Origin of the sequence: Pseudarthrobacter sp. AG30 (genome assembly GCF_003116525.1) — a bacterium.
Lineage (GTDB): Bacteria > Actinomycetota > Actinomycetes > Actinomycetales > Micrococcaceae > Arthrobacter.
This window is the reverse complement of record NZ_QEHL01000016.1, coordinates 107,406-132,995: the sequence shown is the minus strand read 5'-3', so window position 1 is coordinate 132,995 and position 25,590 is coordinate 107,406. Positions and strand designations below refer to the sequence as shown.

Here is a 25,590-nt window from a genome sequence, read left to right as displayed (position 1 = left end):
TCGCTGAACGCACAAGTGCCGTCCCCCGGGTCGGGGAACGGCACCAGCGCAAGTGAACCGTCAATTTTACCCGGCAGGCCGCCGGGAGCCGAATCCGGTTCGTCATGCGGCCGCAGCTAGTCACGGCCTGCGGGGCGCTTCTTCTGCGGATACGGCGTCTCGCCCCGTGCCAGCATCTCCACGAACGCGGCGATCCGGCGTTCCCGGGTGGCTGCCTGCTTGGCCGTGTTGGTCCGGAACACCAGGGCGAACAGGTTGGTCTTGGTCAGGACATCGAACATCTCCTGCGCGGCCGGGTTCGCGGCGATCGCTGCCGCAAGGTCCGGGGGGACCTCCACGTCGGCCTGGCCGCCGTAGGCTGCTTCCCAGCGGCCGTCCGCCTTGGCCGCGGCAACTGCCGCCCTGCCGGCGTCGGTCATTTTTCCCTCCGCTTCCAGCCGGGCGACATGCCCCACGTTGCGGGCCGACCAGATACTCCTGGGCCGCCGGGGTGTCATCCGCTGAAACGAGCTTTCATCATCGCGGCGCCGGAGCTGACCGTCGATCCAGCCAAAGCACAGGGCCTCATCCAGGGCCGCCGGATAGTCGAGGCCGGTCACCGTGCCGCCCTTCTTATGCAGCACAAGCCAGACGCCGGGGCTGGTGCTGTGGTTCGCTTCCAGCCAGGCGCGCCAGGCAGCGGCGTCGGGCACCAGCAGTTCCTCGAGGTCATCGGCCATGGCCCCATTCTGCCGGGAAAATGACCTACCACAAGCCCCTGCGCACCGGCCGGCCACGTGGCATCATGGCCATACAGCCGCACACCACCCAGCACCAAGGACAACGCCATGCTCCGAGTCCGCCCCGTCCACTTCACCTCGCGCACCGACACCTGGAAGCAGTTCCTTACCGTACTGGGGATGGCACAAACAGAGGACGACGGCGGCTGGCAGGTCTTCGATTCCGCGTCCGGCCGCCTGGCGCTCCATGGGGCGGAGGCCGGGTCCGGGCAGGACGGCCGCACCGTCTTCGCGGTGGAGGTGGGCGACGTGGCAGAGTTTGCCCGCCGCACCAACGACTCGGCACAGGAGGAGGCAACCGTGCCCGCCGAACTGGTCACGGCCGACCACGGCGAAGCCTGCCGCATCAGCGCGCCGGACGGCTTCAGCTTCCTGGCCGACAAGGCCGTCCACGAGGCCCAGTGCGCCGACGCCGACCCCGCCCTTGCCGTCGTCGCCGTCTGGTACACCGCAGATCCGGAAGCTGCCGTCCGCACCATGCTGCATATCGGGGCGCGGCCGCGGCCCGTGCCCGACGACGACGAAACCGCCGACTTCACGACCAAGAACGGCGGCGTCCTGCTGGTCCGGGCGGCGTCCGGGCCGTCCCGCTCCGGCCTGGGCTTCGAGTACGGCGGCCCGCTGGAACCGTTGCGGGAGCGGCTCGCTGGAGCCGGTTTCCCGGCCAGCGTCACCGAGGAGGCCTTCGGGAGCACCCTCCACGTGGCCAATCCGGACGCTGGCAGCCCCAACGCGCCCGCCACCGTCTGGATCTCGGAGCGCCGCCCCATGGGGTAGAACTTAACCATGAACGTGCGCACACCTGACCCGAATCCCGGCTGGCTCTCCGAAGAAGACCTCTTTGAGGCGCGCGGGCGGCTGCCCATGGTGTACGTGGAGGCAGTTCCAGTCAGGCTGGACCCGCTGGGCTACGTCAACGAGGTGGGAACGCTGCTGCAGGCCGATGCCGACGGGACCATGGTGCGCTCCCTGGTGTCCGGCCGGGTCATCTACCGCGAGACCATCCGCGCCGCCCTGCTGCGGCACATGGAAAAGGACCTGGGCCCCCTGGCGTTCCCCCAGCTTCCGCTCAGCCCCGTGCCGTTCACGGTGGCCGAATACTTCCCGGCACCGTCCCAGACAGGGTTCACCGACGAGCGGCAACACGCCGTGTCCCTGGCCTACATCATCCCGGTCACGGGCGAGTGCGAACCCCGCCAGGACGCCCTGGAACTGACGTGGATGACCCCGGAAGAAGTGCTCAGCCCGGGCGTCCAGATGGAGTTTTCCGGCGGCCGCGGCGGCCTCATCCGGCAGGCCCTGGCCTTCGCAGGCGTGGGCTTCTGACCACCCCGCCGGGACGTGGGGGTCCCCGGTTTTAGGTGCCCGGCTTTGTAGACTGTAGGGCGGACCGCAAGAGAACTTAAGGACTCCCATGACCGAAACACCAGCCGCCAGGCACCACCGTGAACAGCAGGCTGGATCTCTGACCACCGGCACCCACATCCTCCTTCCGGACGGCCAACGCACCGCCGAAATCGACCAGGTGGAGCTTGAGCGGGACGACTACGGCTCCCCGGCCCTGGTACTGGCGAGCCTTTCCGGCGGCGGAACGCTGAGGGTTGCCGTGGGCGCCACGGTCACCGTTGTGGATGGAGCGCACGACGACGTCACGCAGCTTCCGCTGCCGGCGGACCTTCCAGAGGCCGCACCTTTGCCCGAGGCGGGAGCCGCGCCGGCCCAGCCGGCGGCCGGGACGGGCCCCATTGCGGTGGCGCCCGCCGTCGTCCTTCCCCCGCTGCCGCCCGCGCCGCCCGCGGCAACCGGACCCAGCGAGGAGGAACTCGCGCTCATCCCGGCGCCGGCCGGCACCCCTGAGTCCGTGGTGGAAGCCGCTGCGGAAGCGCACCCTGATGCGGAGGGTGTCCTGCTCCTGGCCGACCGGCTGTCCAAAGGGGTCAACTTCAAGTCCGGCAGCTGCCTGAAGGACCTCAGCGACCTCGCGCACGAACTGTTCGTCACGCTCAAGGACGCAGACGCCGCGCTGTCCGTCGCGGACCTCCTCACGGTGCTGCCCTACGACGGCAACCCGGGCCGGTGGACCTCCGTGGAAGCATCCCTGGCACTGGCCAGCTACATCTGCCGGCAGGACGGCCAGGATAAACGCGCCGAAGTCTACGAGAAACTGATCCGTACCCCGGAAAACCAGGAAACGGATCCGTTCAAGGCGCGCATGGCGGCCAAGGTGCGGCAGCGCTCACTCAACGAGCCCAACCTGTACGACAAGGAAATCTTCCGCTCGATCGACAACTCCAACCACGACGCAGAACGCGAATGGCGGCTCCTGCGGCTGGAGTCCCTGCTGTTCCTGCGTGCCCACGGCGGTTCGGAAACCATCGGCATGACCGAACTTGAACGGCGCATCAGCAACGAGCTGGAGGCAGTCCGAGCCTGAGCCCGGCGGCGACCCTCCGGCGGTAAAAATTCCCCCTACCCGGGGCGTAGCCGGAGTTGTACATTCGGGGCTATGACGAACAATCTCAGCGTAGTGATCAACGCCGACGCGCCGCAGGTCTGGACCATGCTGCGTGAACCGTCCAAGGTGGCCCAGTGGCACGGCTGGCAGGCCGAGGACCTGGAGTCCGAGATCAAGCAGATCTATTTCTCCGGCGACGAACAGGAATCCGCGGACCATACCAGCCTGACGGTGCACGGCGGGGACACGTTCGAACTCCACCCGGTGCCGGAAGGGACAAGGGTCAGCGTCACACGCGGGGCGCTGGACCACAATTCGGAGTGGGCAGCCTGGGACGAGGACATCACCCAAGGGTGGCTGACGTTCCTGCAGCAGCTCCGCTTCGCGCTGGAACGCCACCCGCACGGCAAGCGGCACACCCTGTTCCTGCACCTGACGGACGGGAAGGGCTCGGCCATCGAAAAACTCGGGCTGAAGGACCTTCCGGCCCCGGGCGAGCCGTACCAGGTCACTTTGGATACCGGAGAGGAAATCAGCGGCAAGGTCTGGTACCGGACCAGCCACCAAGTGGGCCTCACCGTGCACAGTTACGCCGAGCACGGCGAAGGGCTGCTGGTGGTTGCGGACCACCCTGCCATCAAGGACGTCCGAGCGGAGGGCGACGGTTCGCTGGTGGTGGTTTCCACCTATGACCTTGGCGCCGGAGCCTTCGACGCCGTGCGTTCCGCCTGGGATTCTTGGCGGGAGGCCAACTACCCCGGGACGGACCCAGCCAGCTGACGCTCCGCCGCCGGCCTGCCCGGGGCCGGTTGCCGGCGTCGTAAGGTTTGCTGGCAGACTGGTGTGGTGCCTGCCAACCCTGCCTTCGCCCTGCCTGAAACCCAATCGCAGTTCTCTTTCACCGTAGGCACGCGGCTGGCGGACTCCTGCCCGCCGTCAGCGGCCCAAGAAAGGGAAAACGGCGGCGAGTTCCTGGGCCGCACCGGCACCATCACCACCCCGCACGGTGAGATCCAGACGCCGGCGTTTATCGCCGTCGGCACCAAAGCAACGGTCAAGGCGGTACTGCCGGAATCGATGGCGGACCTGGGCGCGCAGGCCCTGCTGGCCAATGCCTACCACCTGTACCTTCAGCCCGGCCCGGACATCCTGGACGAGGCCGGCGGCCTGGGCGCCTTCATGAACTGGTCCGGTCCCACGTTCACGGACTCCGGCGGTTTCCAGGTGATGAGCCTGGGGTCCGGGTTCAAGAAGGTCATCGACATGAAGACTGTTGCTGCCGCGGGCGCACCCGGCCCGGATGACGCCGTGGCCCCCGGCAAAGAGCGCCTGGCGCACATCGACGACGACGGTGTCTGGTTCAAATCCCACCTCAATGGCGACCGCCACCGCTTCTCCCCGGAAATTTCCATGCAGGTCCAGCACCAGATCGGCGCGGACATCATGTTCGCGTTCGACGAGCTGACCACCTTGCAGAACTCCCGCCGCTACCAGGAAGAGTCCCTGGAGCGCACCCGGCTGTGGGCGGTGCGGTGCATTGAGGAGCACTTCCGCCTGACGGAGGACCGCGCGGGCAAGCCGTACCAAGCCCTGTTCGGCGTGATCCAGGGGGCACAGTACGAGGACCTCCGCCGGAAGGCGTGCCGGGACCTTGGTGCCATGCCGTTCGACGGGTTCGGTATTGGCGGGGCCTTGGAGAAGGAGAACCTGGGCACGATCGTCCGCTGGTGCAACGAGGAACTGCCGGAGGACAAGCCGCGCCACCTGCTGGGGATCTCCGAGCCGGACGACATCTTTACGGCCATCGAAAACGGCGCCGATACGTTCGACTGCGTCTCCCCCACCCGCGTGGCCCGGAACTCGGCCTTCTACACGCCCTACGGCCGGTTCAACCTTTCCGGCGCCAAATACAAGCGCGATTTCGGGCCCCTGCAGGAAGGCTGCGACTGCTACGCGTGTGCCAACTACTCCCGGGCATACATCCACCACCTGTTCAAGGCCAAGGAAATGGTGTCCGCCACCCTCATCTCCATCCACAACGAGCGGTTCGTGGTAAAGATGGTGGACGACGCCCGGCTGGCCATCGAGTCCGGCACGTTCTTCGACTTCAAGGCGGAAACCCTGGGCCGGTACTACTCCTGAGCGTACTCCCGGCAGCCTCCGCTATCCTGACCAGATGCTCATTAAGATCCAGGCCGCAGCAGGCCCTGCCGAAGCCCTTGTCGCCCGTCCGTCCAGCGGAACCGGCCCGTTCCCCGGCGTGATCCTTTACATGGACGCCTTTGGCCTGCGCCCCCGCATCGAGGAGATGGCGCAGCGCATCGCGGACTGGGGCTACGTGGTGCTGGCCCCCAACGTCTTCTACCGGGACGGAACCGTGGAGCAGCTGGCCCCGGCCGTTGACATGTCCACCCAGGAAGGCCGGGAAGCGGCCGGCAAGGCGGCGTTCCCGCGGGTCGGCCACCTGACGTCGGACAAGGCGCTGCCGGACATCGATGCGTGGGTTGCCGCGCTGGCCGGACTCGACGGCGTTGCCCCCGGCCCCATCGGAACCACCGGCTACTGCATGGGCGCCCGACTTGCCGTCCGGACCGCCACTGCGCACCCCGAGGTAGTGGCAGCCTGCGGTGGCTTCCACGGCGGCGGCCTGGCCACGGACGAGCCGGACAGCCCGCACCGTGGGCTGGGGAACGCACGGGCCCGCTTCGTGTTCGGCCACGCCGACAACGACAGGAGCATGGCCCCGGACGCCGTGGCCCGCTTGGGCGACGCGCTGCGGGACACGGGCTTGGAGGCGTCCAACGTCATCTACACCGGGGCTCCCCACGGGTACACGATGGCGGACACGTCGGCCTTCCACCCTGAAGCCACGGAACGACATTTCCGTGAACTGCGGGCCCTCCTGGACGGGACGCTGAAGGCCTGACCCGGCCGGCCGCCGTCGAACTCGCCGGAGAGCTGCCGGATCGCCGGAACGTTGCGGCGATCCGGACGGCTTCCGGCGATCCGGACGGCTTGCGGCGAGCCCGGGAGGCAGGGCGGCCCTGGCAGGTTTTCCACATGACGACGGCGGCGCCTTCCTGAGTTGCCGCAGCGGCAGGATCCTGTCCGGATGACACTCCAGCCGCCTTTCCGTCTCCCCTCCCTTCCGAGCACCGGCAACCTATGGCGGACGGCGCAGTTGCACGAGAGCGGCCTCAATTCCCGGGCCATCAAGGCATTGGTCCTCCACGGGAAGCTGGTACGGCTTCGCCACGGCTGCTACATCCGCGCCGAGCTGTGGGAGAAGCAGACAAGTCCCGTCCGCAGCAAGCAGTTGATTCGCGCCCACGCGCACGGGACCCTGACCACCTCATCGGGCGGCTATGTGTACAGCCATACCTCTGCGGCCCGGATGCACGCTCTGCACCTGTGGGCAGTCGATGACACGATCCACCTTCTGCTGCCGCGGAATCCTTCCAGCGAGCGGCTCGGCAAGGATGTCCAAGGCCATACCCGGCCGTGGACAGCGTCGGAGGTGGTCACCCTCGGCGGCCTCAGGGTGACCTCGATGGAGCGGACGGTAGTTGATTGCGCCATGATGCTGGGTTACCGGCAGGCACTGGTACTGACCGATCATGCCCTCCGGCTTGGGGCCGACAAAACCCTCCTCGAAAGCATGGCCGAGGGGCTGGAGGGGCGCCGCGGGATCCGGACCCTCCGGCGCGCCCTTAACCATGCAGATCCACGTTCGGAGTCAGCCGGCGAAACACTGACCCGGGAACTCCTGATGCGGCTGAAACTTCCCCTGCCGGAGCCCCAGGTGTTGGTAGCAACTCGTGCCGGCCGGTACCGGCTGGATTTCGCCTGGAAGGACAAGAAGGTGGCACTCGAATTCGACGGGAAAGCGAAGTACTTCGACTACCGGCCAACGGCTGAGGTGCTGTTTCAGGAGCGGCAGCGCGAGAAGGACCTCACCGAGAACGGCTGGACCTTCCTTCGCCTGACCTGGGCCGACCTCTTCCGTGAACATGAGTTCAAAGCCCGTGTCCTGGCCGCACTTGGGCGGTAGCCAAACCGCCGGGTGGAGCGCCAGATCGCCGGAACGGGACCAGGTCGCCGGTTCTTTCCGGCGACCTGGCACCGTTCCGGCGACCTGGCATCTTTCCGGCGATCTGACACCCACGCGGCGTGAAGCGCCACACCCGGGCCGGTGCCGGAACACAGCGATTATCGGATCCCAAGCATTCTTTGAACACGTTCAGTTTTATGTCACACTCGTTTTTGAACACGTTCAAGAATGGGGAGACGCGGTGGTTGCCAAGAGTGAACAGACCCGGCAGCGGGTGGCGGACACTGCGCTGCGCATGTTCCGTGAGATCGGCTTCGAGAAGACCACCATGCGCGCCATCGCTGCCGAGGCAGGCGTTTCCGTAGGCAACGCCTACTACTACTTCGCGTCCAAGGACGATCTTGTCCACGAGTTGTACATCCAGGTGCAGGCCGAGCACGCTGCCCTGGCCTCCGAAGCGCTGGAGCGGACCGCCGGATTCGCTGAGCGGCTGAAGGCCACATTGCATGCCGGCCTTGACGTCATGGCCCCGTACCACCGCTTCGGAGCGGACTTCGTGGCCACCGCCATCCGGCCAACATCGCCGGTGAACCCGTTCTCCGGGGGCTCAACCCTCGCTCGGGAAGCATCCCTGGATATCTTCAGGAACACGGTGGACGGGACCCGCCCTGCCGTACCGAAAAAGGTGCGGGACGACCTGCCGGAACTGCTCTGGCTCTGCTACATGGGCATCACCCTGTTCTGGGTCTACGACACCTCCGAGGGCCAGCGGCGGACCAGGAAACTGGTGGACGGAGCGGCTCCACTGGTGGCCCGCGGACTGGCACTTGCCCGCATCCCGGGAGTCGGCAAGGTGCTGGACGACGTCCTCGACCTGAGCCGCAGCATCCGCGGTTAAGAAAGACAACAACCATTGGGGGAAAAGGTGGACAGCACAAGGACAGTTGTACTGGCAGGCGCTTCGGGCTTCATTGGCACCTACCTGCGCCGGCGTTTCCAGGAGGACGGCTGGATGGTGCGGACCATAGGACGAAAGGGAACGGGCAGTGCCGGGGCAGCATGGGCCGACGACGCCGGCATGGCCCGGGTGCTCAACGGCGCCGAACTGGTGGTGAACCTCGCCGGACGCTCCGTCTCGTGCCGTTACAGCGAGCGGAACAAGGGGGTGATCATGGACTCGAGGGTGTCCACCACCAAGGCACTCGGCCGGGCCATCGCGCGGTGCCAGGAGCCGCCGTCGACCTGGCTGAATGCCAGCACCGGAACCATCTACCGCGATGCCCGCGATCGTCCCCAGTCCGAGTTCGACGGCGAGCTGGGCACCGGCTTCTCGGTGGACGTGGCCAAAGCTTGGGAAGCCGCCCTTGAGTCGGCGGTCACACCGGGAACCCGGAAGATCCCCCTGCGGATCGCTATCGTGCTGGGCCGCGGCGGCGGTGCACTGGCTCCGTTCGCCAACCTCGCACGGCTGGGGCTGGGCGGCCACATGGGTGATGGCTGGCAGAAGTTCAGCTGGGTCCATGTGGAGGACCTGTACCGCAGCATCCGCTTCCTGCACGCGCGGACCGGCATCGCAGGGCCGGTAAATGTGGCTTCACCGGAAGTGGTGAGCAACCGGGAGATGATGCATTTGGTGCGCCGGGCCTACGGCGCGCGCTTCGGCATACCTACCCCGGGATGGCTCCTTCGGGCAGGCGCCATCCTGATCCGCACGGAGACCGAACTCGTTCTGAAGAGCAGGTGGGTACAGCCGCAGAAACTGCTCGACGCGGGCTTCGTTTACAGCCAGCCGGAGCTGGGGCAGGCCTTGCTTCAGATCGCCCGGTCCCGGCCGTGAACCGCCCGCTCCACGTCCCCTTTGGACCAGGGGCATTCGTGCCCGGCGCCGCACTGGCAGGCTCTGAACCGCTGGATTCCTGACCATATGACGTCCCGATGCCCTGTACGTCACCACATGGAAAGCGCCCGACGCCGGGTGGCAGGATGGGGGCATGACTTCCGCTACCCCTGATGCAACGCTGTCCGTCAACGGTCCCGCCGTCGTCCTCACCATCGCAGGTTCCGAGGCAACCGGCGGTGCCGGCGCCCAGGCCGACCTGAAGACATTCCAGGAGCTGGGCGTCTTCGGCATCGCGAACCTGACCTGCATCGTCTCCTTCGACCCGAAGGACAGCTGGAACCACCGCTTCGTGCCGGTGGACCAGCAGGTGATCGCTGACCAGCTGGAGGCGACGACGGCGGCGTATGGTCCGGCCTCCGGCGCACCGTCCGCGCTGGACACGGTGAAGATCGGCATGCTGGGCAGCCCGGCAACGATCAGCACGGTGGCCTCCGCGCTGCAGGAAAACAGCTTCGCCAACGTGGTCCTGGATCCGGTGCTGATCTGCAAAGGCCAGGAACCGGGCCATGCGCTGGACACGGACCAGGCCCTGAAAGCCCAGATCCTGCCGCTGGCAACCTTCATGACGCCGAACCACTTCGAGGCGGAGTCCCTGTCCGGGCTGGAGATCACCGACGTCGAGTCCCTGAAGGCCGCCGCCGTCCGCATCCACGAACTCAGCGGTGCAGCGGTCCTGGCCAAGGGCGGGGTGCGGCTGGAAGGCCCGGACGCCGTCGACGTCTTCTACGACGGTGAGACCCTGGAAGTCCTCACAGCCCCGAAGGTGGGCGAAGTTGCCGTCTCCGGTGCCGGCTGCTCGCTCGCCGCAGCCGTGACCGCGGAGCTGGCCAAGGGCGCCACGCCATTGGATGCAGCCCGGACCGCCAAGGACTTCGTCACCGCCGGTATCCGCAACCGCGTAGCGTCGGGCGCCCCGTTCGATGCGCTCTGGCAGGGCGGCGCCCGGTAGAACCTCTTCTCCCCGCGCCGCGTTCGCCGGAAACCTTCGAGCTCGCCGGGAGTTTCCGGCGAACCCGGGAGTTTCCGGCGAACTCGACGTGTTCCTAGCGCCGCGGGATGTTGCGCAGGTTGCTGCGGGCCATGCTCACGGCCTCGCCCGCTCCCCGGTTCAGGACCACCTTGGACATGGCGGTGGCGAACCCCAGCACCTGCGAGCCGGAGATCTTCGGCGGGATGGACAGCGCCTTGGGATCGGTGATGAGCTCCACCAGTGACGGGCCGGGGTGCGCGAACGCCTCCCGGTACGCCGCCTCGATCTGCGCAGGATCGGTCACCCGGACGGCATGGAAGCCCAGGGCTTTGGCCACGGCCGCGTAGTTGGCGTCCGGCACGTCCACGCCGAAGTCGGGCAGCCCGTCCACCAGCATCTCCAGCTTGACCATGCCCAGGGTGGAGTTGTTAAACACCACCACGTTCACCGGCAGCTTGTAGGCGGCCGCGGTGATGAGCTCGCCCAGCAGCATGGACAGCCCGCCGTCGCCGGAGACGGAGATGACCTGGCGGCCGGGGTAGGCCAACTGGGCGCCGATGGCGTGCGGCAGGGCGTTGGCCATGGAGCCGTGCAGGAAGGACCCGATCAGCCGGCGGGTGCCCAGCGGGTTGATGTACCGCGCGGTCCAGACGTTGCACATGCCGGTGTCCGCTGTGAAGATGGCGTCCTCGGCGGCCACCTGGTCCAGCAGCGACGCCGCGTACTCCGGGTGGATGGGCTGCTTCTTCTCCACCTTCCGGGTGTACGCACCCACGGCCTTGTTCATCAGCCGGTCATGCTTCTTCAGCATCTGGTCCAGGAACCGGCGGCTCTTCTTCGCCGTCACCAGCGGCAGCAGTGCGCGCAGGGTGGGCAGCACGTCGCCGTGGACGGCAATGTCGACGTCGGTCCGGCGGCCCAGCCGGTGGGCCACCCGGTCCACCTGCGCGGTGCGGGTGTCCGGCAGGAACTGGTCATAGGGAAAGTCGGTGCCCAGGAGGACCAGCAGGTCGGCGTCCTCGATGCCCTCCGCGGCGGCTCCGTAGCCCAGCAACCCGGTCATGCCGATATCGAACGGGTTGTCGTACTGGACGAAGTCCTTGCCGCGCAGGGAGTGGCCCACCGGCGCCTTGGCCAGTTCGGCGAGCGCCATCAGCTCGCTGTGCGCCCCCTCCACGCCGGCGCCGGCGAAAATGGCCACCTTGCCGGCGTCGTTGATGGCGTCCGCGAGGGCCTGGACGCTGGCCGGGTCCGGGACCAGGCTGGCCGGCCGGAAGGTGGCCGGGAGCGGCGTGGGGCCTGCGGCTTCCAGTCCTGCGATGTCGCCAGGCAGGGTCACGACGGCGACTCCCCCAAGCCCCAGCGCGTGCTGGATGGCGCTGTGCATCACCCGGGGCGCCTGCTCAGCGGTGCTGACCAGCTCCGAGTACACCGAGCACTCGTTGAACAGCCTGTCCGGGTGGGTTTCCTGAAAAAAGCTGCTGCCGATCTGCTTGCTGGGAATGTGCGAGGCGATGGCCAGCACGGGCGCCCCGGAGCGGTTGGCGTCGTAGAGCCCGTTGATCAGGTGCAGGTTTCCGGGGCCGCAGGATCCAGCACAGACCGCCAGCCTGCCAGTGAGCTGGGCTTCGGCAGCGGCGGCAAAGGCAGCGGCTTCCTCATGGCGGACGTGGATCCAGTCGATGCCGCCCTTCGCGGCGCCACCCGTTTGGCGGACGGCGTCCACGATCGGGTTGAGGCTGTCACCCACAATCCCGTAGATCCGCTGCACGCCGGCAGCCTGGAGTTGTTCGATGAGCTGGGTGGCAAGTTCCTTGGCCATGGTGCAGACTCCCGCGATTGTGGTGGTGTTGACACTCGCCCAATATAGTCCGCCCACCCCGGGCACACCGCCCGCCGCCAGCGGCCGCGGTGGTGCAGCTAGCCGGGCGCGTTTGCCAACGCTGCCTGCGCCTCCGCGAAGAGCGCGCCGGCGAGCAGGGTGGCGGTCCGCACAATGAACGCACGACGCCGGGCGGTGCGGTCAGGGCCGCTGCCCGCCAGGAGGGTGTCGATCTGGGGCAGGACGGGCCAGCCGTCGCAGAGGGTGATGACGGTGATCAGCAGGTCCGCGGCGTCCGTGCGGTCGATCCCGGGCAGGACGTCAAGCACCTGGCCCACCTTGATGGCGCAGTGGTCGGACCGGGTGGCACGGCTGACGGTTTCCTTGCCGCGTTCAAGGCCTTCCCAGAACAGGAGCCGGGGCAGGACGCCGTCGGTGGTGTGCCGGTCAAAGAGGCGGCCGGCGTATTCTCCAAACGCTTCCGGCCCGCTGCCGCTAATGGGTACCTCGGTCATGACCCGGACCATTTCGGCGGCCAGGACGGCGTCGAAGAGCTCATCCTTCTTGCCGAAGTACTGGTAGATGCGTTCCTTGTTCACGCCCGCGGCAGTTGCGATCCGGTCCACCCGGGCTCCCGCCAGGCCCTTGGCACTGAACTCCTCCGTGGCAGCAGCGAGCAACAGTTCCTTGGTCCGCTCCGTGTTCCACGCCATGACACAAGTCTACGCAATTCCAACCAGGTAGTTGCAATTGTTGCAGGCCGCGGTTTATTGTCGTTGCAAACAAAAAGCAACTAACTAGTTGGAGTTCCCATGGACACGGTGACACAGCCCGCCTCCCCCACCATTGCCAATTCGACAACCCCCACGCCACCGGAGCCCGCGGCGCTGCCCATTCCGCCGTCCATCCACGTCCGCGCCGCCATCACCTGGCTGGCCATCTTCCCGCTGGTGGCCATCGGAATGATGGCTTCCGCCCCGTTGATGGAAAGCTGGCATCCCATCTTCCGGGCGATGGCCCTGACCATGGTGGTGGTGCCGACTGCGGTGTACGTGGTACTGCCCCGCCTGTTCGCCGCCCACGGCTTCCTGGCGCGGCGGCGGACTGCCCGGCGCTAAGGACCCCCAGCGCATAAGGAGGCGTACGACGACGGCCTGGCAGCCGTCGTCGTACGCCTCCTTGGGAACCAGGCACCCTGGTGCCTCCCGGACTAGACGCCGAGCGGATCCTTGTCCTTGCCGCCACCCACCGGCGTTTGTTCCCAAGCGTGGCCCTGCTCGTCATCGAGGTGGGTGGCCTTCTTGTTCTTCAGGGCGAAGATGTAGACCAGCAGCGAGATGCCGATAGCCACGGTGACGTAGGTGAAGAGGAGCTCAACCTGCCCGGCCTTCTGCAGCGCGGCACCGATCAGCGGCACCGTCCCGCCGAAGAGGGAGTTCGCGATCGCGTAACCCAGGCCGACGCCGAGGGCGCGGATGGAAGCCGGGAACAGTTCGGCCTTCACCAGTGCGTTGATGGAGGTGTAGCCGCCCACGATCAGCAGGCCGCCCATCATCAGCATGAAGGCCACGAAGGGATCCTTCGTCCCGGCGAGCGCGGACATCAGCGGCCAGGTGAACAGCACGCCGGTGATGCCGAACCAGAGCAGCAGGGGCTTGCGGCCCACCTTGTCCGAAATGATGCCGTAGACGGGCTGGAGCAGCATGAAGATGAACAGCGCCCAGAAGTTGATGACCGAGGTCGTTTCCTTGGCGATGCCGCTGGTGGTGTTCATGAAGCTGAGGATGAAGTTGGTGTAGGTGTAGAACGCCACCGTTCCGCCCAGGGTGACGCCGATGCAGATCAGCAGCGCCCTCCAGTGCTTGGTGAAGAGCAGCCTGAGCGTTCCGGGCTGGGCTTCCCCGGATGCCTTGGCGTTTGCTGCGGCCTCGACCTGGCTGGCGGAGACGGTTTCCTCCATGGAACGCCGCAGCCACAGCACGACCAGTGCGGCCACGCCGCCGATGGCGAACGGGATGCGCCAGCCCCACCCGGCCAGGGCCTCCTTGTCCAGGACGTTCTGAAGGACCACCAGCACCAGCAGTGCCAGCATCTGGCCACCAATCAGCGTGACGTACTGGAAGCTGGAGAAGAACCCGCGGCGTTTGGCGGTGGCCGCCTCCGACATGTAGGTGGCGCTGGTGCCGTATTCGCCACCCACCGAGAAGCCCTGGACCAGGCGCGCCAGCACCAGCAGGACCAGCGCCCAGACGCCGATCACGTCCTTGGTGGGCAGGATGGCGATGAAGAATGAGCCCGCGGACATCATGGTCACGCTCAGCGTCAGGGCCGCCTTCCTGCCCTTGCGGTCGGCGAACCTGCCGAAGAACCAGCTGCCGATGGGCCGCATCAGGAACGTGACGGCAAAGACAGCCATGCCTTCCAGTGCGCCCTGCAGCGGATCCTTGGAGTTGAAGAAGTGTGGCTGGAAGTACGCCAGGAACGCCGTGTAAATGTAGACGTCGTACCATTCCACGAGGTTGCCCGCGGAGCCCTTCAGGATGTTGCCCACCGCCCGGCGGGTCTGGGCTGCCTCCGACTGGGGCGCGGCTTGTTGGGTGCTCATCGGTGAGTTCCTCCTGTAGTAACCTCGGCCTCCTGCGGCGGAGGGCCTCATCCACGGTATGGGTGATCCACCGCACAACCAACGAGGAACGCACTTTCCTAACACTTCCTTAGGTTTCGCGGCGCCCCGCTTTCCCCCTGCCCGACCTCCCGCCGTCGGGCAAATTTTCCCGCCACGCGGTAGTCTCACGGGGGCGGGAATGAACCGGCAACTGGACCTGGAAACAGTGGAAACGCGGCAAGGAAGATGGCCATGGACGTGCTGATCGTCGAGGACGACGACGCCATGGCCGGCGCGCTCACGGCCGCCGTCGAAAGCGCCGGGCACCACCCGCGGCGGTTGTCCCGGGGCGCTGACGCGCTGCTCTCCCACCGGAATTTCCGGGTGATCCTGCTGGACCTCGGGCTTCCGGACATGGACGGCCTGGAGGTGCTGCGCAAGCTCCGGCAGGTCACCGATGTGCCCATCCTGATTTTGACGGCGCGCGACGACGAACGCAGCGTGGTGCTCGGGCTCCGCTCCGGCGCGGACGACTACCTGGTCAAACCGGTGAAGCTGGTGGAACTGCTGGCCCGGATAGAAGCTGTAACGCGCCGGGCCGGGCGCAGCAGGGGGACGCCGCAGGAGGTGATCGTGCTTGGCGATGTGGAGATCGACCTGGCCAAGCGCACCGCGTCCAGGGCAGGCGAACCGGTGCCGCTGACCGCCACGGAATTCGAACTCCTCGCCTTGCTGGCCAGCCATGCAGGCTCGGTGGTCACCAGGGAACAGATCCTGGACGCCCTCTGGGGTGACGCCTTCCTGGCCTCGTCCCGGTCCCTGGACGTGCACCTCACCGGGCTGCGGGCAAAACTCGGCAAGCCGGGATTCATCATCAATGTCCGCGGCGTGGGCTACCGCGTCGAGGCGGCTGCCGGATGAGGCTGCGGGTGCTCGGGGTCCTCAGCGTGCTGTGCCTGGTGGTGGTCTTCCTCATCTCGGGCACCATCCTGACCTCCGCCTCCCGGGAGCTGACCCAGGAACTGCAGATCAATCGGGCGGCCTCCTTGAACCGGCTGGCACAAGTGGCCTTTGACGCCGCGAACGACGGCGACACCGTGCGCCTGCAGCGGGAAATGGACACCTATTCCGGGCTGTATGGCGAGGGGATGGTGGTCCGCGTCCAGCAGGCCACGCTGCGTTCGGGGGACCTGGACGCGGGCCGGCCCGATGTGCAGGACGCGCTGTCGATGGCCCGGCTGAACGTGAGCAACACGTCCCTGGAACCGCTGGAGCCCTTCGGCGCGGGGTCGCACGTCATTTTCCGGCCCTTTGGCAGCGCCAGCCAGGTGCTCGGTGCCGTGGTCCTGGACGTCCACGCGGAGACGGCCCGGCAGAAGCTCCAGCAGCGCTGGCTCGGAGTGGGCGTTGCCGCCCTGGCGCTGGCAGCAGTGCTGCTGCTGGGGGCGGCCAGGGTCACCGGCTGGGTGCTGCGGCCTGTCCTCCGGCTTGATTCGGCGGTGCACGAGCTGGAACGGACCGGGCGCACTGAGCGGCTTCCGGAGGAAGGTCCCCCGGAGCTGCGGGAACTGAGCCGGTCGTTCACGGCGATGGCCAGGACCGTGAGCGCCAGCATGGAAGCGCAACGGCAGCTGATCGCGGACACGTCCCACCAGCTGCGCAACCCCGTGGGCGCACTCCGGCTGCGGCTGGACCTGCTCCAGCTTGAGCTGAAATCCGCCCGCGAACACGACGCAGCGGACCGGGCCGTGGCGGAGCTTGAGCGGGTGGAGGACATCCTTGACGGGGTTATGAAACTTGCCGCCGCAGAGCACCGGGCCTCGGAAGGGTACCTGCGGGCATCTGGCTCTCCCGCAGACCATGCGGCCGCCCTGCCCGTCGACCCGTTCCCCGTCCTTCAGGGGGAAATCGAAAGGGCGGCACCCCTGGCGGACCAGGCCGGGTGCCGCCTGGTGCTCGGGCCGGCACCCCATCCTGCGGCCCTGATTGCGTGCCGGGCCGCCGAGCTGGCCCAGATGCTGGACGAACTCCTCGGCAACGCCTTCAAGTACGCGCCCGGGGCCACCGTCACCGCTGCCGTGCGGACGGAGATGGACGCGGTTGTGGTGGAAATTTCCGACGACGGCCCGGGGCTTTCGGCGTCCGAACGCGCCTCGGCTGCCACCAGGTTTTGGCGGTCCCCCCGGCACTCCTCGGTTCCGGGGACCGGGCTGGGTATGACCATCGTGGGTGAGCTTGCCGCCGCGAACGGGGCCCGGCTGGTGCTGGCCGAAGCAGTCCCCCACGGATTGACGGCCCGGATCGAGTTCCACGCCTACTCGAATGCCGCCCCGGATGCGATGCCCGGCGGTGGTACCCGTGCCTAGCGTTTCCATCCCCGCACCGCACCCGTCCCGCCGGTCCGTCGTGGCGTGGGCCACCGCCGTCGGACTTGCAACCGTGCTGCCGCCCGCCCTCAGTGCCTGCACCGGCGGGGACCGGCCGGAGAGCCTCATTGTGGCGGGCGGCGAACCGGGCGGCTTCTACCTCGAGTTCTCGACGCTCCTGGCGGCGGCCCTGGAGCGTCACGGCGTGGCCAACCATGCGCGTGCCGTAGCCACCGGCGGGAGCCTGGACAACATTGCCGAACTCCGAGCCGGGCGCGCCGCGTTTGCCGTGGCCCTCGCGGACGCTGCCGGGGACAAATCCAGCGGGAATGCGCCAGAGATCGCTGCGATCGGGAAGGTCTACGAAAACTACGTCCACTGCGTGGTGCGCAAGGACAGTGGGATCCGGGATGTCTCCGGGCTTGCCGGGCGCCGGGTTGCCGTGGGACAGCCGGGGTCCGGTACTTCCCTCACCACCCCCCGGCTCCTTGAAGCGGCCGGCCTGGGTGCCTCGGCAACTGCCGCAGCGCCCACAGCCGGGACCGCCGCCGTCGAAAATCTTGGCCTGAACGACGGTATTGCCGCCCTGAAGGCGGGTGCCGTGGATGCGTTGTTCTGGTCCGGTGGCGTGCCGACGGCCGCCATCGCCGCAGCCCAGCAGGAGGTGGCGCTGCGGCTGCTGGACCTCTCCGGCCTGCTGCCCGAGCTGCGACGGCGGTACGGCGGCATCTATGACCGTGTCCTCATCCCCGAAGGCAGCTACCCCGGCATCCCGGCCGTGTGGACGGTGGGCGCACCCAATTTGCTCCTGTGCCGCCGGGACCTGGACAACGCCACGGTGGAGCGGACGGTGCAACTGCTGGTGCATAACGCCGGCGAACTCATTCCACAGTCCAGCCTGGGGGTGCAGTTCCTTAGCGCCGAAAGCCTCATCAATACCGCCGGCGTCCCCCTGCATCCCGCCGCGGCCGACGCCTACCGGACCCTGCACGGCTGACCCAACGCCCGCTCACCTCCGACCGGAAAACCCCAAACGCCCGCTCACCTCCGACAGGAAAAACCCAAACGCCCGCTCACCTCCGACCGGAAAACCTCCAACGCCCGCTCACTTCTTTGGCAAGATGTGAGCGGGCGTGCGGGGGATAGCTGCAAGACGTGAGCGGGCGTGCGTGTCAACTCCCGGAGTGGGCCTGCAGGAAGCTGTACACCTCGGTTTCGTCCACGCCCGGGAAGGCGCCGGGCGGCATGGCGGCCAAGAGGTGTGAGTGGGCCCGCGCCGACGGCCAGGCATTGCCGGCCCACTGGTTGGTCAGTTCGGCAGGCGGACGCTTGCAGCAGGTCGGATCCGGGCAGTTGGAGGTGGCCCGGGCCGTGGTCTCGCGCCCGCGGAACCACTTCACGTGCTGGTAGGGCACCCCAATGCTCAGGGAGAACTCCCCGGCGGCGGAGCGCTCCGTGCGGGCCGTGCACCAATACGTGCCCGACGGCGTGTCGGTGTACTGGCTGTACGCGCTGAACTTGTCCGGCACGTCGAACACCGCCCGCGATGTCCACGCCTTGCACGACGGTTGCCCCTCGATGGCGCCGGTGTGGTCCTGGGGGAAGTTCACGCCGTCGTTCTCGTAGGCCTTGTAGATGATCCCGCTCTGGTGTGTCTTCTGGAAATGCGTGGTGATGCCCAGGTGCTTGGTGGCCAAGTTGGTGAACCGGTGCGCGGCGGTCTCGTAGGACACAGCGAACGCATCCCGAATGTCCTCCACCGCGATTTCCTTGGCAGCTTTGGCTTTCTGCAGAAATTCCACCGTGGCCTGTTCGGGCAGGAGCAGGGCGGCCGCGAAGTAGTTGGTGGCCACCCGCTGGGCCAGGAAGTCGCCGTAGTTCTTGGGCGTTTCATGGCCCAGGACGTAGTGGCCCAGCGCCTGCAGCAGCACCGAGCGGGGGTCGTGGTCCTGCCGCTGGCTCTGGGTCAGGTAAATTCTGCGGTTCTTCAAATCCGTCACGGACCGGGTGGAATGCGGCAGATCACCTACATGGTGCAGGGTGAAACCGAGGTGCGCGGCGATGTCTGCGATGACGTGCTGGCTCAGCGGACCGGCGGTATAGCCAACCTCCTTGAGGACCTTTTGGGCCTCGGCCTCATACTCCGGAAAGTAGTTCCCGCGTTCCCGCATCATGGCCCGCAATTCACCGTTGGCGCGGCGGGCTTCCTCGGGGGTGGCCACCTGCTCGTTCATCTTCCGTTCGAGCTCGTGCAGCAGCCCCACCTGCGCCTCCAGGACATCCAGCGGGAGCCGCGAACTGATGCGGATTTTGGGCAGATCCAGCGACTCGTACAGCGGTCCGCGCTGGTACCGTTCCAGCTCAATTTCCAGCGCGGCGCGGCGGCTGGGCGGCTCGGCCCCGAGCAGTTGGTCAATGCTGACATTGAGCGCCCCCGCGAGGTGTTGAAGCAGCGTCAGCTTGGGCTCACGCTTGCCGTTTTCAATCAGGCTCAACTGGCTGGGAGCGGTGCCGACGGCGGCGCTCAGGTCATCGAGCGTCAGGCCGGCTTGTTTGCGCAGGTGGCGGACGCGGCGTCCCAGGGCGATGACGTCCAGTTCCGGGGCGGCGGTGGAGGGCGTCTGGGAAACGTCCCTGTTCCAGCTTGAAGGCGACATTTCTGAAGAATACGGGAAGAAGTGCATTTCTTTCCATAGTTTTCATCTAGAAAGGGGGTTGAAAGTGCTGAAAAGTAGTTGTCACGGAAAGAAACACCGCACCGGATAAGCCGGTGGGAACCTCAACGGCGAGGTTCCCACCTACTCCATCCGGAGCTCAATCAAGGAGATCAACGATGACTGCAGCATTTGAGCCCACCCAGCAGCCGTCCGGCCAGGACACAACTCAGCAGGCCGCCGCCCTGGAGCTCGAGTGGGCCGCCAACCCCCGCTGGGAAGGTGTGACCCGGGACTACTCAGCCTCCGACGTCGTCCGTCTCCGGGGACGTGTCTCCGAGGAACACACCCTGGCCCGCCGTGGTTCGGAGAAGCTGTGGAAGCAGCTCACCGAGGAGCACAAGACCGGCGGCTACACGAACGCCCTAGGTGCCCTCACGGGCAACCAGGCCGTGCAGCAGGTCAAGGCAGGCCTGCGCGCCATCTACCTCTCCGGCTGGCAGGTGGCCGCGGACGCCAACAACTCCGGCCACACCTACCCGGACCAGTCGCTCTACCCGGCCAACTCCGTTCCCACCGTGGTCCGCCGCATCAATAACGCCCTGCTCCGCGCCGACCAGATCGAGTTCTCCGAGGGCATCCAAACCGTCGAGGACTGGCTGGTCCCGATCGTCGCGGACGCCGAAGCCGGCTTCGGCGGCCCGCTGAACGCCTACGAACTCATGAAATCCATGATCCAGGCCGGCGCGGCCGGCGTTCACTGGGAGGACCAGCTCGCCTCGGAGAAGAAGTGCGGCCACCTCGGCGGCAAGGTGCTGATCCCCACCCAGCAGCACGTCCGCACCCTGAACGCGGCCCGCCTGGCAGCCGACGTCGCCGGCACCCCCACGGTCGTCATTGCCCGCACCGACGCCGAGGCAGCCACCCTGATCACCTCCGACGTAGACGAGCGGGACCAGGAGTTCATCACCGGCGAGCGCACCGCCGAGGGCTTCTACAAGGTCCGCAACGGGATCGAACCCTGCATCGCCCGCGCCAAGGCCTACGCCCCGTACTCCGACCTCATCTGGATGGAGACCGGCACCCCGGACCTGGAGCTGGCCCGCAAGTTCGCCGAATCCGTCAAGGCCGAGTTCCCGGACCAGATGCTCTCCTACAACTGCTCGCCGTCGTTCAACTGGCGCAAGCACCTGGACGATGACACCATCGCCAAGTTCCAGCGCGAACTCGGCGCCATGGGCTTCACGTTCCAGTTCATCACCCTGGCCGGATTCCACGCCCTGAACTACTCGATGTTCGACCTCGCCCACGGCTACGCCCGTGAAGGCATGAGCGCCTACGTCGAACTCCAGGAGAAGGAATTCGCCTCCGAATCCCGCGGCTACACCGCAACCAAGCACCAGCGCGAAGTCGGCACCGGCTACTTCGACACCATCTCCACGGCGCTCAACCCCAACGCCTCCACCCTCGCCCTGGTCGGATCGACCGAAGAGGGCCAGTTCCACTAATCCCCCGCCCACCGGTGACCCGTTCGCTTCGCTCACCGGAGAGGCACGACGGCGGCACCCACCTGAGCGTGCCGCCTGGCCGGGAAGGGGAATCCGGAAGCGTGCGTAAAAGGGGCCCTGTCCCTGCCGTCGACCGAGCTCTGCGAGGTCATACGGCGGGGATGGGGAATAGCACGCGGAGGATTTCCCTTTCCAGCCCCACCCAGGCAAGTCCCGCCGTCGAACTTCCCTTTCGTCTTTAAGGAGACTGAAATGAACAGCTTCACTGACAGCTTCACGATCAATGGCATTACCTTGACCGCCCAGCCCATTTGCCGGCAGGACGAGGTGCTGACGCCGGATGCCCTCTCCTTCATTGCCAAGCTGCACCGGGCCACCGCTGAGCGGCGCCAGGAGCTGCTGCAGGCACGGCGCGCGCGGCGGGCCGACATTGCCGCCGGAACGGACCCGCGCTTCCTGCGGGAGACCGAGCACATCCGTAATGATTCGTCCTGGCGGGTGGCTCCCCCGGCACCCGGCCTGGAGGACCGCCGCGTCGAGATCACGGGCCCGGTGGACAAGAAGATGACCATCAACGCCCTGAACTCGGGAGCGAAGGTGTGGCTCGCCGACATGGAGGACTCTTCCACCCCCACCTGGCGGAACGTCATCAAGGGCCAGCTGAACCTCACCGACGCGCTGGAGCGCCGGATCGACTTCACCACCGAAGAAGGCAAGGACTACAAGCTGAAGGCGGACGGCGACCTGCCCACCATCGTGGTCCGCCCCCGCGGCTGGCACCTGCCGGAAAAGCACATGCTGATCGACGGCCAGCCCATCGCCGGCGGCATCGTGGACTTTGGCCTGTTCTTCTTCCACAACGCCCGCCGCCTGCTCGCCCAGGGCAAGGGCCCCTACTTCTACCTGCCCAAGATCGAGAACCACCTGGAAGCCCGGCTGTGGAACGACATCTTCATCCTGGCCCAGGACCTGCTCGGCATCCCGCAGGGCACCATCCGAGCCACCGTGCTGATCGAAACCATCACGGCAGCGTTCGAGATGGAGGAGATCCTCTACGAACTCCGCGACCACGCCTCGGGCCTGAACGCCGGCCGCTGGGACTACATCTTCTCCCTGATCAAGAACTTCCGTACCCGCGGCCCGCGCTTCGTCCTCCCGGACCGCGGCCAGGTGACCATGACCCAGCCGTTCATGCGTGCCTACACCGAACAGCTGGTCCGGGCCTGCCACAAGCGCGGTGCCATGGCCATCGGCGGCATGGCCGCAGCCGTTCCCAACCGCAAGGACCCGGAAGCCAACGCCAACGCCCTCGAGAAGGTACGTGCGGACAAGACCCGCGAGGCCAACGACGGGTTCGACGGTTCCTGGGTGGCCCACCCCGACCTGGTGCCCGTCTGCCGCGAAGTGTTTGACGGCGTCCTCGGCAGCAAGCCCAACCAGCTGGACCGGCTCCGCGAGGACGTCACCCCCGATGACCGCGCCCTGATTAACGTCGCTGCCACCACCGGCACCATCACCGAGCAGGGCATCCGGAACAACATCGAGGTGGGCATCCGCTACATCGAGTCCTGGCTCCGCGGCAACGGCGCCGTAGCCATCCACAACCTGATGGAGGACGCCGCCACCGCGGAGATCTCACGGTCGCAGCTGTGGCAGTGGATCTACGCCCGCGCCATCACGGACCAGGGCGAGATCATCAGCCACGAGTGGGTGGAAGAACTCTTGGACGAGGAATTCGCCCGGCTGGAGCGCTTCGACGGCGACCGTTTCGAGGACGCCCGAGACATCTTCGAGGAAGTCACGCTCAGCCGTGAGTTCCCGTCCTTCCTGACGCTCCCCGCCTATGCCCGCTACCTCACGGAAGCCCGCGAGAAGGCCACGGTCGAGGAGCTGGCAGCGGCCTGACCCACCACAACTTCCGTTTGCCGGGCCGGCACGCCCTTCGCAACAGGCCCCCCGAAATCCGGGGCGCCGGCCCGGCGACGGAGCACCCCTCACACCCCCGCTCACTTGTTGCAGGAAAACCCGAAACGCCCGCTCACTTTCCCCAAGAAAGTGAGCGGGCGTTCCGCCGTTTGATGCAAGAAGTGAGCGGGCGTTCCGCCGTTTGGTGCATCAAGTGAGCGGGCGTTGGGGTGGCGGAACGTCCGACGGCGGACGCGGCCTTAGCGCCCCTTCGGCACCTTCCGCACGGACAGGGTGGTGCTGGCGAAGAAGGTCAGCACGGAGGCCAGGATGACCAGCAGGGCCGGCGTCCACGAGCCGGACGTGTCGTGGACGAAGCCCACCAGCGGAGGGGCAATGGCAGCGAGGCAATAGCCAAGGCCCTGGACCGTTGCGGACATCCGGCCGGCGGAGGCTTGGTCGCGCGCCAGCTTGATCACGGCGATGAAGATCAGGGTGATGCCGCCGCCCTGGGCGATGCCGCCGGACGTGGACCACAGCCACCACAGCTGCGGCAGGACCAGGAGCCCTACGGGGACGGCAAGCCACAACGTCCCCAAGGTGACCGCCACCGCCGTCGTACTCATGTATTTGGCCGCAAAGGGAACGCCAAGGCCGCCCACGATCGCCAGGATCTGGAAGATCGAGGACGCGGCACCGGCCTGGGCGGCATTCATCCCCAGTTCGTCGTGCAGGTAGCTGGGCAGCCAGGCGGTGACGCCGTAGTAGGAGAACGCTTGGCCGCCGAAGCCCGCGGTCAGCCCGAACGTTGTCCAGCCGGAACTGCGCGCCGTCGCCCGCTGCCCGTCCCCACCCGAGGCCTCATCCGGATCCGACACCAGGAATGCCGTGCGCGGCCCCACCGCCAGGACCCACACCACAATGGCGGCGACCGCAAGGACAGCGACGGCGGCGAGCGCAAGCCGCCACCCGGTGACCGCTGCCAGCGGGGCCATGGCCACCGAGGTCAGGAAGGACCCGATGTTCAATGCCGCCGTGTAGATCCCCATGGCGGTCCCCTGCCGGCGCGGTGCGAAATCGCGGCGGATGATCAGGGGCACCGCAATGTTTCCCACCGTGATGGCCACCCCGATGAGCACGGTACCGGCCACCACCAGCACCGGGCCGCCCGCGGAACGGACCACCACGCCGGCAAGGACACCCAGGATGGTCAGCGTGACGGCGAACTCTGCCCCGAACCTCCGCGCCGCCAGAGAGGCCAATGGAGCAGCAAGCGAGAAGCAGAGCACCGGGATACTCGTCAGCAGCCCCAGCATGACCGGCGAGAAGTGCAATTCGGCCTGCATGAGGTCCACCAGGGGCGCGACCGCCACGAAGGGGCCCCGCAGGTTCAGGGCCAGCAGGCCGATGCAGGCCAGCAGGATCCAGCTCTTGGGCACGCGGGAAAGGACGCCGGCGCTCACAGGGACAACATGGGGAATGGGCTTTGATTCATCACCCTCATTGCTATCACGCCGCGCGAGCCCGGAACTCCAGGCGACCACCTGCGCGGCCCTGCCATACGATGAACGTGACTGTGGACGACTGGACACCGCAAAGGACACCCATGACGCACCGGCTTGCCATCCTTGATGACTACCAGGACGTGGCCCACGGCTTCGCCGACTTCGCGGCCCTGGAGGCTGCGGGCGTCACCATCACCTCGTACCGGGAACCCTTCGCCTCCCGCGACGCCCTGGTCTCGGCGTTGGCAGGCACCACCATGGTGATCGCCATGCGCGAGCGGACCGCGTTCCCGCGTGAGGTGTTTGAGCAACTTCCCGCCCTGCAGCTGCTGGTGACCACCGGCATGGCCAACGCCTCGATCGACGTCGCGGCGGCGGCCGAGCACGGAGTTACCGTGTGCGGCACGCCCGGCTCACCCACTGCCGCCCCGGAGCTGACCTGGGCCTTGCTGCTGGCCATCGCACGGCATCTGCCGGCCGAGGACCACTCGCTGCGCGCCGGCGGCTGGCAGTCCACGGTGGGCTTCGAGCTGGCAGGGAAGACCCTTGGCATCGTGGGGCTGGGCAAGATCGGCCGCCGGGTAGCGGCGTACGGCCGGGCCTTCGGGATGGACGTGGTGGCGTGGAGCCCGAACCTGACGGCGGAGGCCGCGGCCGACGCCGGCGCGCGCCTGGTCTCGAAGGCGGAACTGTTCACCCTCGCCGATGTCGCAACCCTCCACCTGCGGCTCTCCCCGCGCTCCGAAAACATCGTGGGCGAGGAAGAACTGCGGCTGCTCGGCCCCGAAGGCATCCTCGTGAACACGGCGCGGGGGCCCTTGGTTGACCAGGACGCACTCCTCAGGGCCCTGGCCGAGGGCTGGATCCGCGGCGCGGCCCTGGACGTCTTCGACCAGGAACCGCTGCCGGCCGGGCACCCGCTCCAGGCCGCCCCCAACACGGTACTCTCGCCCCACCTGGGCTACGTCACGCAGGAAAGCTACCGGCAGTTCTACGGCGGAGCCGTGGAGGACATCACCGCCTGGCTGGCCGGCTCCCCCATCCGCACCATCACCGACTGAGCCGGAAGG

23 protein-coding genes are annotated in these 25,590 nt (G+C 67.3%); 17 read left to right on the top strand and 6 right to left on the bottom strand.

Annotated features, from left to right (window positions below; all coding sequences use genetic code 11):
- Positions 1-116 precede the first annotated feature (116 nt).
- Complete coding sequence (locus DC347_RS14135) at positions 117-719, bottom strand: YdeI family protein (RefSeq protein WP_018763776.1); 603 nt, start codon at positions 717-719, stop codon at positions 117-119.
- A gap of 108 nt (positions 720-827) precedes the next feature.
- Between DC347_RS14135 and DC347_RS14130 the strand changes: the two genes are divergently transcribed.
- The 10 genes from DC347_RS14130 to DC347_RS14085 all read left to right on the top strand — a co-directional run bounded on the left by DC347_RS14130 (position 828) and on the right by DC347_RS14085 (position 10,134).
- Positions 828-1,556, top strand: a complete 729-nt coding sequence (locus DC347_RS14130) for a hypothetical protein (protein ID WP_109045901.1) — start codon at positions 828-830, stop codon at positions 1,554-1,556.
- Positions 1,557-1,565: 9 nt separating this feature from the next.
- Positions 1,566-2,105: an NUDIX hydrolase family protein gene (locus DC347_RS14125; RefSeq protein WP_018763774.1), complete on the top strand. Its 540-nt coding sequence runs from the start codon at positions 1,566-1,568 to the stop codon at positions 2,103-2,105.
- Between the two features lie 88 nt (positions 2,106-2,193).
- A complete protein-coding gene (locus DC347_RS14120; protein WP_109045900.1) occupies positions 2,194-3,213 on the top strand; it encodes a DUF6707 family protein in 1,020 nt (339 codons plus the stop codon).
- Between the two features lie 72 nt (positions 3,214-3,285).
- On the top strand, positions 3,286-4,014 hold the full coding sequence (locus DC347_RS14115; RefSeq protein WP_109045899.1) for a hypothetical protein: 729 nt from the start codon (positions 3,286-3,288) through the stop codon (positions 4,012-4,014).
- 66 nt (positions 4,015-4,080) lie between these two features.
- Positions 4,081-5,376: a tRNA guanosine(34) transglycosylase Tgt gene (tgt, locus tag DC347_RS14110; protein ID WP_109045926.1), complete on the top strand. Its 1,296-nt coding sequence runs from the start codon at positions 4,081-4,083 to the stop codon at positions 5,374-5,376.
- A gap of 34 nt (positions 5,377-5,410) precedes the next feature.
- On the top strand, positions 5,411-6,160 hold the full coding sequence (locus tag DC347_RS14105; RefSeq protein ID WP_109045898.1) for a dienelactone hydrolase family protein: 750 nt from the start codon (positions 5,411-5,413) through the stop codon (positions 6,158-6,160).
- Between the two features lie 186 nt (positions 6,161-6,346).
- Positions 6,347-7,285, top strand: coding sequence for a type IV toxin-antitoxin system AbiEi family antitoxin domain-containing protein (locus DC347_RS14100; protein ID WP_109045897.1), 939 nt, complete (start codon positions 6,347-6,349; stop codon positions 7,283-7,285).
- A gap of 241 nt (positions 7,286-7,526) precedes the next feature.
- Positions 7,527-8,183, top strand: a complete 657-nt coding sequence (locus tag DC347_RS14095) for a TetR/AcrR family transcriptional regulator (protein WP_109045896.1) — start codon at positions 7,527-7,529, stop codon at positions 8,181-8,183.
- Between the two features lie 27 nt (positions 8,184-8,210).
- On the top strand, positions 8,211-9,122 hold the full coding sequence (locus DC347_RS14090; RefSeq protein WP_109045925.1) for a TIGR01777 family oxidoreductase: 912 nt from the start codon (positions 8,211-8,213) through the stop codon (positions 9,120-9,122).
- Between the two features lie 154 nt (positions 9,123-9,276).
- Positions 9,277-10,134 carry a hydroxymethylpyrimidine/phosphomethylpyrimidine kinase gene (locus DC347_RS14085; protein ID WP_109045895.1) on the top strand — a complete coding sequence of 286 codons (858 nt, stop codon included), beginning with the start codon at positions 9,277-9,279 and terminating at the stop codon, positions 10,132-10,134.
- A 94-nt stretch (positions 10,135-10,228) separates the two neighbouring features.
- Here DC347_RS14085 and DC347_RS14080 read toward each other — a convergent pair whose 3' ends face one another.
- Positions 10,229-11,977 (bottom strand): pyruvate dehydrogenase, encoded by a 1,749-nt coding sequence (locus DC347_RS14080; RefSeq protein WP_109045894.1) that lies wholly within the window; start codon positions 11,975-11,977, stop codon positions 10,229-10,231.
- A gap of 98 nt (positions 11,978-12,075) precedes the next feature.
- Positions 12,076-12,690 (bottom strand): TetR/AcrR family transcriptional regulator, encoded by a 615-nt coding sequence (locus tag DC347_RS14075; RefSeq protein ID WP_109045893.1) that lies wholly within the window; start codon positions 12,688-12,690, stop codon positions 12,076-12,078.
- Between the two features lie 99 nt (positions 12,691-12,789).
- Between DC347_RS14075 and DC347_RS14070 the strand changes: the two genes are divergently transcribed.
- Positions 12,790-13,095, top strand: coding sequence for a hypothetical protein (locus DC347_RS14070; RefSeq protein WP_109045892.1), 306 nt, complete (start codon positions 12,790-12,792; stop codon positions 13,093-13,095).
- A gap of 92 nt (positions 13,096-13,187) precedes the next feature.
- On the opposite strand, the gene DC347_RS14065 is transcribed toward DC347_RS14070, so the two are convergent.
- Positions 13,188-14,582, bottom strand: coding sequence for an MFS transporter (locus DC347_RS14065; protein ID WP_109045891.1), 1,395 nt, complete (start codon positions 14,580-14,582; stop codon positions 13,188-13,190).
- Between the two features lie 252 nt (positions 14,583-14,834).
- Between DC347_RS14065 and DC347_RS14060 the strand changes: the two genes are divergently transcribed.
- The 3 genes from DC347_RS14060 to DC347_RS14050 are packed head-to-tail and all read left to right on the top strand — an operon-like array spanning position 14,835 to position 17,945.
- Entirely contained in the window at positions 14,835-15,503 is a 669-nt protein-coding gene (locus DC347_RS14060; RefSeq protein ID WP_109045924.1) for a response regulator transcription factor, read from the top strand.
- A complete protein-coding gene (locus DC347_RS14055; protein WP_109045890.1) occupies positions 15,500-16,948 on the top strand; it encodes a HAMP domain-containing sensor histidine kinase in 1,449 nt (482 codons plus the stop codon). Before DC347_RS14060 ends, DC347_RS14055 begins: the two co-directional genes overlap by 4 nt.
- A complete protein-coding gene (locus DC347_RS14050; RefSeq protein ID WP_109045889.1) occupies positions 16,941-17,945 on the top strand; it encodes a TAXI family TRAP transporter solute-binding subunit in 1,005 nt (334 codons plus the stop codon). Before DC347_RS14055 ends, DC347_RS14050 begins: the two co-directional genes overlap by 8 nt.
- A gap of 175 nt (positions 17,946-18,120) precedes the next feature.
- On the opposite strand, the gene DC347_RS14045 is transcribed toward DC347_RS14050, so the two are convergent.
- On the bottom strand, positions 18,121-19,632 hold the full coding sequence (locus DC347_RS14045; protein ID WP_018763758.1) for a helix-turn-helix transcriptional regulator: 1,512 nt from the start codon (positions 19,630-19,632) through the stop codon (positions 18,121-18,123).
- Between the two features lie 149 nt (positions 19,633-19,781).
- On the opposite strand from DC347_RS14045, the gene aceA reads away from it, so the two are divergent.
- Positions 19,782-21,110: an isocitrate lyase gene (gene aceA / locus DC347_RS14040; RefSeq protein WP_109045888.1), complete on the top strand. Its 1,329-nt coding sequence runs from the start codon at positions 19,782-19,784 to the stop codon at positions 21,108-21,110.
- A 252-nt stretch (positions 21,111-21,362) separates the two neighbouring features.
- Complete coding sequence (aceB, locus tag DC347_RS14035) at positions 21,363-23,015, top strand: malate synthase A (protein WP_109045887.1); 1,653 nt, start codon at positions 21,363-21,365, stop codon at positions 23,013-23,015.
- A gap of 260 nt (positions 23,016-23,275) precedes the next feature.
- Here aceB and DC347_RS14030 read toward each other — a convergent pair whose 3' ends face one another.
- A complete protein-coding gene (locus DC347_RS14030) occupies positions 23,276-24,478 on the bottom strand; it encodes a CynX/NimT family MFS transporter (protein WP_109045886.1) in 1,203 nt (400 codons plus the stop codon).
- Positions 24,479-24,621: 143 nt separating this feature from the next.
- Here DC347_RS14030 and DC347_RS14025 point away from each other — a divergent pair, with 143 nt between their 5' ends.
- On the top strand, positions 24,622-25,581 hold the full coding sequence (locus DC347_RS14025; protein ID WP_109045885.1) for a D-2-hydroxyacid dehydrogenase family protein: 960 nt from the start codon (positions 24,622-24,624) through the stop codon (positions 25,579-25,581).
- Positions 25,582-25,590 lie beyond the last annotated feature (9 nt).